The 12,399-nt window shown below is 39.3% G+C and carries 13 protein-coding genes; 1 reads left to right on the top strand and 12 read right to left on the bottom strand.

Features of this window, described 5'->3' with window-relative positions:
* Positions 1 to 16 precede the first annotated feature (16 nt).
* Positions 17 to 1,465, bottom strand: a complete 1,449-nt coding sequence (hpaB, locus tag FG382_RS11625) for a 4-hydroxyphenylacetate 3-monooxygenase, oxygenase component (protein WP_142539050.1) — start codon at positions 1,463 to 1,465, stop codon at positions 17 to 19.
* Between the two features lie 290 nt (positions 1,466 to 1,755).
* On the opposite strand from hpaB, the gene FG382_RS11620 reads away from it, so the two are divergent.
* Complete coding sequence (locus FG382_RS11620) at positions 1,756 to 2,415, top strand: Dph6-related ATP pyrophosphatase (RefSeq protein WP_142539049.1); 660 nt, start codon at positions 1,756 to 1,758, stop codon at positions 2,413 to 2,415.
* A gap of 147 nt (positions 2,416 to 2,562) precedes the next feature.
* Here FG382_RS11620 and FG382_RS11615 read toward each other — a convergent pair whose 3' ends face one another.
* The 11 genes from FG382_RS11615 to phnH all read right to left on the bottom strand — a co-directional run bounded on the left by FG382_RS11615 (position 2,563) and on the right by phnH (position 12,386).
* Positions 2,563 to 3,414, bottom strand: a complete 852-nt coding sequence (locus FG382_RS11615) for an ABC transporter permease subunit (protein ID WP_142539048.1) — start codon at positions 3,412 to 3,414, stop codon at positions 2,563 to 2,565.
* A complete protein-coding gene (gene phnE / locus FG382_RS11610; protein ID WP_142539047.1) occupies positions 3,414 to 4,202 on the bottom strand; it encodes a phosphonate ABC transporter, permease protein PhnE in 789 nt (262 codons plus the stop codon). Before phnE ends, FG382_RS11615 begins: the two co-directional genes overlap by 1 nt.
* A 13-nt stretch (positions 4,203 to 4,215) precedes the next feature.
* Positions 4,216 to 4,989 (bottom strand): phosphonate ABC transporter ATP-binding protein, encoded by a 774-nt coding sequence (gene phnC, locus FG382_RS11605; protein WP_142539046.1) that lies wholly within the window; start codon positions 4,987 to 4,989, stop codon positions 4,216 to 4,218.
* Between the two features lie 78 nt (positions 4,990 to 5,067).
* Positions 5,068 to 6,108, bottom strand: a complete 1,041-nt coding sequence (locus FG382_RS11600; protein WP_142539045.1) for a PhnD/SsuA/transferrin family substrate-binding protein — start codon at positions 6,106 to 6,108, stop codon at positions 5,068 to 5,070.
* Between the two features lie 137 nt (positions 6,109 to 6,245).
* Positions 6,246 to 7,058 (bottom strand): PHP domain-containing protein, encoded by an 813-nt coding sequence (locus tag FG382_RS11595; protein WP_142539044.1) that lies wholly within the window; start codon positions 7,056 to 7,058, stop codon positions 6,246 to 6,248.
* Complete coding sequence (gene phnL, locus FG382_RS11590) at positions 7,048 to 7,770, bottom strand: phosphonate C-P lyase system protein PhnL (protein WP_142539043.1); 723 nt, start codon at positions 7,768 to 7,770, stop codon at positions 7,048 to 7,050. The genes FG382_RS11595 and phnL overlap by 11 nt, the downstream gene beginning before the upstream one ends.
* A gap of 20 nt (positions 7,771 to 7,790) precedes the next feature.
* Positions 7,791 to 8,972 carry a phosphonate metabolism protein PhnM gene (gene phnM, locus FG382_RS11585; protein WP_142539042.1) on the bottom strand — a complete coding sequence of 394 codons (1,182 nt, stop codon included), beginning with the start codon at positions 8,970 to 8,972 and terminating at the stop codon, positions 7,791 to 7,793.
* Positions 8,973 to 8,986: 14 nt separating this feature from the next.
* The gene (locus tag FG382_RS11580) at positions 8,987 to 9,826 is read right to left on the bottom strand and encodes an ATP-binding cassette domain-containing protein (RefSeq protein WP_142539041.1); all 840 of its coding nucleotides are present in this window, start codon (positions 9,824 to 9,826) and stop codon (positions 8,987 to 8,989) included.
* A complete protein-coding gene (locus tag FG382_RS11575) occupies positions 9,819 to 10,685 on the bottom strand; it encodes an alpha-D-ribose 1-methylphosphonate 5-phosphate C-P-lyase PhnJ (RefSeq protein ID WP_142539040.1) in 867 nt (288 codons plus the stop codon). Before FG382_RS11575 ends, FG382_RS11580 begins: the two co-directional genes overlap by 8 nt.
* A complete protein-coding gene (locus FG382_RS11570) occupies positions 10,675 to 11,790 on the bottom strand; it encodes a carbon-phosphorus lyase complex subunit PhnI (protein WP_142539039.1) in 1,116 nt (371 codons plus the stop codon). The genes FG382_RS11575 and FG382_RS11570 overlap by 11 nt, the downstream gene beginning before the upstream one ends.
* Complete coding sequence (phnH, locus tag FG382_RS11565) at positions 11,790 to 12,386, bottom strand: phosphonate C-P lyase system protein PhnH (protein WP_142539038.1); 597 nt, start codon at positions 12,384 to 12,386, stop codon at positions 11,790 to 11,792. The genes FG382_RS11570 and phnH overlap by 1 nt, the downstream gene beginning before the upstream one ends.
* Positions 12,387 to 12,399: the final 13 nt, after the last annotated feature.

The raw sequence follows: 12,399 nt of genomic DNA, 5'->3' as shown, positions 1-12,399 counted from the left end.
AAATGGTTGGGATTTCTTATTTCAAGGAGAAGGCTTCTACTATTCCTTTCACCCGTTCCACATACGGCTCTTTATTATACGATTGATACAATTGACTAGAAAGTCGTATCGGATCACCAAAGAAAAAGCGTTCATACAACGTTTGGCGTGTGCCAAATGGACTCATAGTTAAATCCCAAGCTAGACGAAAAAGTTTGACACGATCTTCAGCATTTTCCCCTCTGGATTGTAGGTACTGGTCTAATTCCTTTCGTATAGACGACTGAAAAGCATGCTCTGTTGGAACAGTCATCAGTCCACTAGCACCTAACAGCTGAATGATTTCCGTGAATCTTGGATAAATACGTGGAAATATATTAATACCCACGAGCAGTGTTATACTGTCTGGACGCATAACCCCCCATTCATCCAACTTCCCTTCTACTTCTGATTTGATGACTAATGCTTTCATCGTTTCAAGTCCCACTATAATCTCGGCAACCTTCTCCTGCACATGCTTGTATTCGGATATATTAATCGTGTTAATAATGGACTCTGCGATGCCTAATATAAATTCAGTTTTCACGATTTGTCTCGACACCACTTGATGCAATGCAAAGGCTTGAAAAGAGCTAGTTATTTGGAAGCTGTTCGCAACTGCTGAATTATCATAATAAAACACGCGCTCCCATGGCACAAGCACATTATCGAACACTACAATACTATCCATTTCTTCAAAGCGTGAGCTCAAAGGATAATTAAATACAGAGTCTCCACCTACAAATGATTCCCTACAGATAAACTTTAATCCTTTACTATTACTGGGGATGGAAAACGCAAATCCACTCTCCTCATCCAAAATTCCTCCTGCAGAAAGGACCAAAATTTCGTCTGTGATTCCCCCTTGTGTCGCTAATAATTTTGCTCCTTTTACAACAATTCCTTCTGCGTTTCGCTCCACAATTTTTGCTACTATAGGCTCACTGTTTTTTTCAAAGTAAAATTGTGTCCTATTCACTTGTGGGTCGATAAAAGTATGTGTCATCGATAGATCGTGCTCGCGAGCATATTCATAGAATGCTAGCAAATGTTCAGGAAAGCAGTTTTTCTTACCTCTCAATAGCTCGGATGATGATGCTAGAGCCATTAAAGTCGTATTCATATAGTCCGGGCTTCTTCCCATAAGCCCATTAGTTGATTTTGCCCACTGTTGAATCATTTCTCTTCTTTTAACTAAATCCTTTTTGGTTTTAGGCTGAAAATAAGACATACCTACAAGTTCGCCAGTAGATGGCGATGGATAAGTCATAAACTCTTTTAACGAATCATCATGCTGTAAATCATACAAGGCTGCTTGGCTCTTCATAACCCCTTTAAATGCAGGATGCTCCGAAATATTACCTATCACTCGTTCACCATCTAACCATACTTCCGTTTTTAACTTATCAATCCTTTCGATGTATTGCTTTCCCGTAATCGTTGGCATACTTCCACTCCTCGATGGTACAAGCTGATTGTTTCGAATTTCCTTTGATGTATACTATTAATATTTGCCAATGATTGTTACAGAGGGTCAAGTAGGATGTTTTTTCGTATAGGAAGAAAACGATTCCTTAACCCATTTAGTTGTTCCTCTATGACTGCTTTCCTTAGTCTTGTAGTTGCTCTTTTTTCGAAATGGATTGCTCTCGACCATTTTATTCCACAGAAACAGAATCATCACTTGAAATTTTCTCAAGTAATCATGTACCTTAGTATAAAAGGGGTGATTCTAGCATGCAAAATGCAAGTTTTGTAGCTTCATGGAGTGGCGGAAAAGATTCTGCATTGGCTTATTACCGAGCAGTACAATTAGGAATGACGCCGAAAAAAGTGCTGACGATGTTTGAGGAAGACGGGGAAATTTCTAAGTCGCATGCACTTCCATTAGAAGTCGTACAAGCCCAAGTAGAGCGACTTGGCGTACCTTTATTAACAAAAGCAGCTAGTTGGGGTACATATGAGCATCAATTTACTAATGCGATGGATGCTTGCCGAGAAGAAGGAATTACACATGGGGTGTTTGGCGACATTGATCTCGAAGGACATTTAGAATGGGTGCAAAAAACATGTGCAAAGTCAGATATTGTAGCTGTGCATCCACTTTGGCAAATGACAAGAAAATCTGTTGTGGACGAGTTATTAGCTGAAGGGTTTGAAGCTTGGATCATTGTTGTAAACAAAAAGATGATGCCGGCTAAGTATGTTGGGGAAAAATTGACGCGAGAGATTGTAGAGGAACTCGAGCTTGCTGGCATTGATGCTTGTGGAGAAAATGGTGAGTTTCACACGGTTATAGTCGATGGACCAATTTTTTCTTCTCGGGTTCCGGTTATTATTGGTGAGCCAGTGCATCGAGGAGATTATGTGCTTTCGCCAGTTTCACTTGAAGAATAAGTAAGTAGTTTAGCTGATTCTATTTGTGATGAGTTTTTTTGTCGCGTTAAGGATATCTTCACCAAAAATTATTGTTTTAACAAGAAAATAATTACATTCATCTTTGGTTAAAAAGGACTTTCCATAATCGGAAAGTCCTTTTCCTTATTATCTTACAGCCTTTGCTGGGAAATAGCGTTTTTTCAATTGAGTCGACATAATTTCCAACACAATCGCTAGTAATAAGATGATATAAGTGATTAACCCCACTTCTCTCATATCAAAGTAGAATCCGGAGGCCATAAACAGTTCAAATCCAATTCCTCCTGCTCCAGCTGCTGCTCCCATTGCAACAGCTACAGAAAAGTTAATCTCGAATCTCAGGAACGTCCAAGATAACAAATACGTAAAAGTAGAGGGTAAAACAGCGTGGGTGATAATATGCCACCAATTAGCCCCTGTTGCCGTCAATGCTTCTAAAATTCCTCTATCCACTTCCTCAAATGCCTCTGAAAATGCTTTGACCAAGTAAGCAATAGAATGAAAAAGCATCCCTAGTACAGCTGCTTCGCTTCCCAAACCTGCAGCAATCGCAAAAATTAGAACCCATAAAACAGTCGGTACTGCACGAATAAAAGCTACAACGATTCGTACAGTCTTAGATACCCAGAGATTAGATAAATTGGTTGCAGCCATTAGTGCTAGAAAAAATGCAATAACTGCTCCTAGAATCGTTGCCAAAAAAGCTAATCCTAAGGTAATCCCTACTTGATAAATGGCTTCTCCCCATGTGAAATGGCTTAAAGCTGGCTCCAAAAACATGGTTTTTAAATTATAAGCCGTCTCGGGGATAGCCCTCGATATATCCAGTCCCGCATAATTGAAAAAGAAAAAAGCTAGTATGGTAAGAAGGGTTAAAACGAATATTGTACCAGCCATGACTTGCTCTACCTTATTGCCTGATTTAATCGAAATTCGACCATTTGCTCTCCGTTTTACCAAGGTTGTAGTGGCTTCCATTATAAAATCACCTTCCGTATTCTGTTTGACATAAGTTCAATAATAATGACGGAGATGACGATGACGAAAGTAACTAGTGCTACTGCACTATAGTTAAGCGTCTTATAATACAAGTCAAAGGAATACCCGATCCCCGTTCCTGTTAAAATGCCAACTAGTGTTGCGCTCCGGATATTTGTTTCAATCATAAACAAAATCCAACTGATCATTTGAGGTAGGCATTGAGGAATAACCGCTTTGAAGACGATTTGAAAATAAGTAGAACCTGTAGCTCGGAGCGCCTCCACCGCACTATGACTAGCTTCATCTATCGTTTCAATAAATGCTCTCGTTAGAAAACCTAAAGAACCTACAAATAAGGCCAAATATCCTGTCATCGAGTTTTGTCCAAAAGACAGAAGAAGTATTAACGCCCAAGCGACCACCGGAATATTTCTTGCAACAGAAGCAATAAATCGAGCGAATACACCTAATACACTACTTGTACCAGTCGTTTTGGAGCCCATTAACCCTAAAAACAATGAAAAGATTGTCGCCGTTGTTGTTGCTGCAATAGACATAAGAATCGTCTCGGCTAATTTCTCTAATATTTTCGGCAATCTTTCTAGTGTTTCTGATGTGATAGTCAAATTGGAAAATATCCACGTAATGGCATTCGGTAAAGTGGCAATCCCATGTATGATATTAAAATTTGTAATATCAGATGCTAAATACGTAAATACCAAAATAATCGCTACCCAAATAATCGTTTGCCATTTTCGCTGGCTTCGCATTGCTTTTTCATTCACGTTTAGTTGCCCCTTACACAGTGACTAGCTTTCTAGTCTCTACTGTTTTTGTCCCATAGATTTCGTCTGTATGAGCAGAAGTTAGCATAAAACTCGGACCGTCAAATACCACGTTACCTTTACTTAAACCAATAATTCGATCCGAATAACTACATGCGATTTCCACTTGATGGAGGTTGACGATGCATGCAATATTTAGTTCTTTTGTGATCGATTTTAAGTAGTCCATAATGATTTCAGAAGAATTAGGATCTAGTGAAGCAATTGGTTCATCGCAGAGCACCAACTTTGGTTCTTGAATTAGGGAACGAGCAATACCAACTCGTTGCTGCTGTCCTCCACTTAACTGATCACATCTTTTATATGCATGATCTGCAATGCCTAACTTTTCTAATAGAAAAAATGCATGTTCTTTTTCAAGCTCCGTAAATCGGTTAAATACCCCTTGTAACGTAGTTTTGTATCCCAAACGACCATGTAATACATTTTCAATAACGGAAAGCCGTGGCACAAGATTATAATGTTGAAAAATCATCCCTATATTTGTGCGCATTTTACGTAGTTCCTGTTTGTTCAAACTTCCTACATCAAGCCCATCAAAAATCACATTTCCTTCATCGATTTCAACCATTCGATTAATGCATCGTAACAGCGTCGATTTTCCTGCTCCAGATAGACCTATAATCGAAACGAACTCTCCAGCCTCTACTTCAAAACTAACATCCTTTAAAACTCTCGTTTGCGCATTATAAGATTTACCTAGGTTTTTCACTTCAACTAACGTCACGCTTTTACCCTCCTTTTTGTAAATTGGAGCATGCACGTTAATACATGCATGCTCCAAGTGTCCTTAAATATCGTTCAATTAGTTAGAAAGTTCACGGATTGGATTGAACCATGCATCTTCTACTTCTGCGAATCTTTCATTTTCTGTTTTGAAAAATAATCCTGGTTCTCCAGAGTCTTTTGGAACGAATATTTTCTCATTGTTTGCAATCTCATCCGAAGAGAATAATTCTTTTAATGTGTCATAATCCTCTTGTCCTAAAGCATCTAAGTTCGCCGCGAATGGTGCGTTTAATACTGGCGTAACAGACATTAAGATAAATTCTTTTCCAGTTACTGTGTTAAATGGTTCTGCTGCATCGTCTTTTACTTTGTATACAGATCCTACTTTATTTTCTTCTCCTTCTATAACTTCTACATAGTTTCCTACGCAAGTGTCACAGAAAGCTGCTACTTCTGAATTGTTACTTAATAAATTTACCGCTGACCCTTGGTGTGAATTTCCGAATAATACTTGTGAGAATAGCGGTCCACCTTCCATTAGATCTTCCGGTACTAAATCTTCAAAGCCCGATTTTTCGGCATAGTATCCGATAATAGATGAGGATGGGACGACAAATCCTGAAGTTGAACTATTGGAAACGAAAGACATACTTTTTTGTTCTAATGTTTCTAATGAAAATTCCCCGTCTACTTTAAAATCATCTTGTGCATCTACATTTACCGCTAACCAGCTATGGTACAATGCATCATCTAATGTACCGGATGCACCAGTAGGAACTACTAAAGGTTGTATTGCATCGTTTCCATTTTTTGCTTCTATATATCCTTGTGCTCCCATAAAAGCAAGGTCAGCATTATTATTGACCAATGTTTCAATGGCAATCGCATAATCTGTTGTTAATTGGTGCTCCACCGTTTTGCCTGTTGCTTCTTCAATTACTCGACCGATTTCATCACGGGAAGATTTCATATCTGTTCCAGACTCATTAGGGTACCAAGCAATTTTAATCACGTCATCCACTTTTGCATCTTTAGCTCCAGCTGTTCCTTCTGAGCATGCTGATAATAACAGAGCAACTACTAAAAATAGGCTAATTCCAAACCAACTTTTCTTCATTACTAATTCTCCTTTTCGCTAAATAAAATGGCAGTGCAATGTTGTAACTGACCTTACTTTTATATTGAACCACATTACTTTTTACAATTGTGGAAATTTACAGTAACTTTATAAAGTATTAACCTTATTTACACCATTTATTTATAACTTTTAAGAAGACTCGAAGGGCTAGTAATCTCACCAAGGGGGATGGGCGCTCCGTATGCGCCGTGAAAATCTGTGCCACCTGTCATAACCAGTCCATATCGCTTAGCTAAAGCTTCTACCTTTTGGTAATCGCTAGCTGTATGATCTGGGTGATTTCGCTCGATTCCCCCTAAACCATACGGTATAAGCTCGGGAATCAAATCATACGAATCTAGCTGACCGGGATGGGCCACTACAGCAAGTCCCCCATCTGCTACAATTGCTTTTACAGCATCAACCGCATCGATATAGACAATGTCCCCTGATGCCACCCCTACGCCCTTAAATAAGCTTTTATATAATTGCTTATATGAAAGAGATGTGTAATCAGCTTCCGTTAAATGACGCATAATATGCTGCTTGTAAATCGTCTCTGAAGGCTTAGCAGTTTCTATGATTTTCTCTACATCCAGTTTGTATCCCGCTTTTTGAATTTGTTTTATTTGCCATAGAGAATGGGTCTGGCGTCGTTTGAGTAAATCATCACATATCGCTCGAATATGTACTGCTTCGGGGTCATAGTTATAGCCGAGTATATGTACTTTTCGATCTCTTTTGAAGTCATACGCAGAGATTTCTATACCTGGTATGACTTCAATTTGATATTTTTCACCAAGCATACATACTTTAGATAGCCCTTTAACTGTATCGTGGTCAACAAAGCTAATTTGGGTAACATCTCGTTCCTTTGCGAGCTTTAGTACAGTTTCGACGGCTTCAGAACCGTCTGAAAAACTACTATGAACATGTAAATCAGCTTTCATGGCTAACTACTTCTTTCGTTATCGTTAGTTGTCTTGTTTGCATGTCATATACTTTGTCGCATAGACCATCCATAAATTCAATGTCATGGAAAATTCCAACTAAAGTTGTTCCTTGTTTTTTTAATTTCTCGATGATTTCTCGTACTTTTATCTTGGATTGTTGGTCTAGGCTCGCGGTTGGCTCATCTAATAGTAATAATCTAGGCTTTTTCACGGTTGCCATCGCGATATTCAATCGCAGTTTTTCTCCACCTGAAAATGTATTTGGATAACTGTCCCATAACTTCGGATCTAATTCAAAATGAGCTAGTGCTTTTTCTGCTTCTCCCCGTGCAACAGCTACCGACTCGCCCATTTCTAACAAAGCATTCGTCACGAGCTGACGGCATGTCGTTCGAGGCATTACACTTAAAAACTGTGACACATAGCCAATCTCATATTTTCTCAAATACAACATTTGTCTTTCGGAGATTTGTGCCAAATCAACTTCTCCAAAGCGTTCGGAGTCGTACATTATTTTCCCTTCGTCCGGTAAATATGTTCGATAGATACTCTTTAGTATGGTGGACTTACCGCTACCACTCTTACCGACAATTCCGATGAATTCTCCAGCTTCCAATGATAGATTAATATTTTGGATGGCGGGCATCGTTTTTCCTAAATGATGAATGGTGAATCGCTTGCCAAAATCCACAATTTCTAGCATTGCCATATACCTATCTCCTCGTTTCGTTATTTAATTCGGTAATTAGTTGTGGTGATTAAAACACCGTTGACCATTGTCGCAGTTAGCATTGGGTATCCATCTTCCATTCGTTCAATCACAAGAATGTCAGCTTTTTTCCCAACCTTTATCGAGCCCAGTTCTTCGTCCATGCGCACTGCCTTTGCCGGATTTAGTGTGACCATCATAAACATTTTGTGTAAATCATTGCCATGCTTTTCATGAAGTTCAAAGATAGCGTGTAGTAACGCTGCAGGATAGTAATCACTACACAAAATATCCACACAATCATGCGAAATAGCTTCTGCTGCTGATAAATTGCCCGAGTGGGAGCCCCCAAGCAACACATTTGGTGCACCTGCAATTGTATGCAAACCAATTTCCTTCGCTTTTTTAGCAACCTCTAGCGTGATAGGAAACTCACTAATCGTTGTTCCAAACGATTGCACTAATTCCAGCTTTTTTATATCATCATCATCATGAGAGGCAACCGCAATCCCTTTAGATAAAGCTATATCCGCGACTTCTTTTATCTTTTCAATCGTTAAAAACTCCGTGCTTTGTCGTTCAGCTATGAGCACATTTACGTCATCATCTGAAATATTGCGATACCCTTTTAATGTTTCGCGATAGACTTCTAAATTTCTATATTGTCCTTGGCCAGGAGTATGATCCATAAAAGAAAGTAAATGCACCTTACCGTCCTCAATATTCTGGGCAAGACAGTCCACTTCATCAATATTGTCTATTTCAAATCGTGCATGTAATCGATGGCGTATTAAATGCAATTCATTGTGTGTCGCATCTATTGCATCTACCATACGTTGAATATTCTTTGGATTGCGCATCGGTTTATGGGTAAACACATCTTCTTTGTAAAAAGAAAGAGAATGGAACATCGTTGTAATACCATGGCTAATCAATATTTTCTCCGCTTCCCTTAAACTAATATTGAAGTCCATCATGCTTGTCGGTCTTGGGGAAGCAACCGTTTCGATATAATCTGAATGGATATCGATAAATCCTGGTGAAATATAACCACCTCTTGCATCGATTAGCTCCGCATGAGGATAGTTCGACACTTGTTCCTGAGGGATAATCGCTTCGATAATCTCTCCTACAACCAAGACTGCTTTTCCTTCGATAATTCCCTCTTCTGTTATAACTTTTCCATTATGAATAATATACAAAGTGGTCGTTCCTCCTAAAGTAATGAATAGACTAATTGTTGTGTGTACTCATGTTGTGGGTCTTCTAACACTTGATCTGTTAAGCCTTCTTCGATAATTTTCCCATTCAACAAAACAATGGTACGGTCTGCGAGCATACGAATAACAGCTAAATCATGTGATACGACAATCATGCTAATTCCTAAATCACGTTGTATTCCTTTGATCAAATCAAGTACATTTGCTTGTACAGATAAATCTAGTCCGGTTGTTACTTCGTCCAAAAATAATATTGGTGGATTGTTTGATAATGCTTTTGCAATTTGAACACGTTGCTGCATCCCACCGGAGAAATTTCTAGGCTCTTCTTTCATACGATGCAATGGGATATGCACGTTTTCTAGTAGCTTTTTACTTGTCGCTTCCATTTGGCCAACATGTTTGTTCCCAGCTGCAATTAGTTTCTCTGCAATATTACCGACAGAAGAAAAGTTCATTTTCAAACCTTGCACTGGATTTTGATAAACCATGCCATAAACATAATTTCGTATAAAACGCTTTTGTTGCGCTGACATTTCAAATATATTTTTGCCTGCCAAGTCGGGTGTGTGGATATACGCCTCTCCCGATGAAACGTCGCTATCAAAATATAAACATTGCATCATTGTTGATTTTCCACTTCCACTCTCTCCAACAATCCCTAATACTTCACCAGGGTACAAGTCGAATGAAATATCCTGGCAAGCATACAAGGTGCCGCAACTCTTGCAAAAGTTTTTCACTAGCTTCCTAGTTTCCTTCTGCCGACACTCTATACAGCCTGTACCGAATTGCTTTTGTAGATTTCTAACTTGTAATATTGGCTCTTCATACATAGCTCTTTTGAGCCTCCTCTTCCACTTTTTTATTCAACTGATCCATACAGAAACTTGTATCATTACATTGATGAATAGTTTCTCCTGTTTGGGGATCGATTAGTTCATCTAAAAAGACATCCGTGGAATTGCATATATGACAATGCTTATCTTCAAAAGCTTCTACCGTAAACGGGTAATCATCAAAAGCAAGAGATTCTACATTTGTATAAGGGGGTACTGCATATATTTTCTTTTCTCTTCCTGCTCCAAGCAGTATTAAAGCCTCCGATTCGTGCAGTTTTGAGTTATCAAATCGCGGAATCGGACTAGGTGCCATCACGTAACGATCATTCACATAAACCGGATGATCTGCCGCAGTTGCTGTCTTGCCATATTTCATGATTTGTTCAAATAGCATGAGCCATGCACCGCTATAATCATTTTCTGCATGCATTGTCTTTGTCTTAAGCTCGCTTGCTTCCACTGGGCGAAGTGGTTCTGGCATTGGAACCTGTAAGACAATTATTTGATCTTTGGTTAGTGCGACTTCTGGTATGCGGTGCCTCGATTGGATGAGGCTAGCTTCTTCTGTTTGTTCCGTTAGCTCTACTCCGGTCGTATCATGCACTAGCTTTTTTATACTAACGGCATTTACAGATTCATCCGCTCCTTGGTCAATTACTTTCAGCACATCAGATTTTCCAATAATAGAAAGTGTGATTTGCAAACCACCTGTCCCCCAGCCTCTTGCAATCGGCATCTCTCTAGAAGCGAATGGCACTTGGTAACCAGGAATTGCTACAGCTTTTATGATGGCACGACGAATTTCTTTTTTTGAACCTTCATCGAAAAAAGCAAAATGCGTATCAGTTTTCAACTTCCTGCACCTCTTTCTTCACTTGGCGTACACTGTCTAACTTCGATTGGAACGTCACATAATGCGGTAATTTCAAATGGGAAATAAACCCTGTCGACTCCACCGAATCGATGTGCAATAAAACAAATTCCTCATCATGTGTAGGAAAGTTAGATTCTGGGTGCTCTAGACATTGGTCTAAAATACTCATGGCAATCGCCTTTGTTTCATTTTGCCCATAGCAAATGCCATAACCAATTTCAAATTGTAGTTCATATTCGTTATTGGCATTTTTCACTTGTGTCGGGACAAATGACTCCACTTCCGTTACTGTAATTTCCCCGATATAAAACTCATCCTCTGTATTCTGCTCCATCTCATTTGGATGTCCTACATAGATAGGAACAGCACCAACGCGCACTTCCCCGACAGTCGGATGTACTTGCCCATAACCTCTAAGAGAGGCATATCCTAATGATGTGACAGCACCTGTCTGCCCTCTTGTCATTACTTGCAATCGTTCACTTCTAGTGGAAGGAAATTGTAAACTTTGTTTCGTAATATCTTTAGGAACTGTGTTATCTTCTTGATGATTTTCAAACAGCCCTTCATCGCGTAAATAATCCACTACTTTAGGGAAATATTTCACTTCATCGAAAGCATCTACTTGCTGCAATTCTGTTTGGTAGTTTTGCAACCAACGCTGAATGCTTTCTGAGCTTTCATTTATCAAATCAAAATCTAATAAACGATGCGTATAATCATAGGTTGCACCTAATAATTGACCACCTGGAATATCTTTAAAACTTGCGGAAATACGACGCTCTACAAGCATAGTCTCCGGTTCCACCGTCTTACTATAATAAGGACGAGGCAATGTAGAACGATGTGCTCTCATAAGGAAAACGGCTTCTTCCATACTACCTTCTGCTTGCTTAATCGCTAGCGCCGCTAAGAAAGGTGAGTATAAGCTGCTTTCAGACATTACTTGATCAATCATCCCACGCATCGTGGACATAATAGTCTGAATTTCTATTGTTTCATTGCCTTTTAAACGCTCGTATTTTAAACGCTTAATAGAAGCATCTATTGCTTCCGTGCCACCTTTTACTGGAACGTAACCCATTAGCTCACCTCCGTAATTTCCACTGTAGTTGTACGTGGAATGCAGACAACTTGGGCATTCTCATCTGTAAAAATCAAGTCAATGCCTAGTGGATATTCCCTTGTTCGTTCGTTTCTTGCTTGCCATAAGAGTGGGCTTAAACTTGTATGTAGCCTAGCTGCATGTTGGATACCAGGACCCGTTAATGTTAGTTCCCCCGAATTGGACAAAGTAGAGCTTTCCATAATCCATATAGAGGAATGCTGTGGATCAATAAGCGTGCCATTTTTACACTCCAAAAAAGCATGTTGAATGGATTCCTCGGTATCTTCCTGCAAAACAATGATAAAATCCGCTTCGTTAATCGGTGCATATTTTGAGGATGTATACGCGGAGATTTTATCTATTAAGCTTTGTTTTCCTGAAGAAAGAATATGAAATGTCACTTCCGCATCCAAAAATGTCAACGCACTTAAGAACGTTGCATGAAAGCAAGACAGGTCAAAATCTACTTTTTTCGCGTTATCAGCTAGCGAAGAAATGGTCCCTGGTCGCGACATACTATGCAATATTTTTCTATAGACTTGCTGCAAATCATGTACTTGATCGATAGCCATACTATCCCTCCTC

The sequence above is a fragment of the Psychrobacillus lasiicapitis genome (assembly GCF_006861795.1).
Lineage (GTDB): Bacteria > Bacillota > Bacilli > Bacillales_A > Planococcaceae > Psychrobacillus > Psychrobacillus lasiicapitis.
Note: the sequence above shows the minus strand (reverse complement) of the source record. Positions and strands in the feature narration are given on the sequence as shown.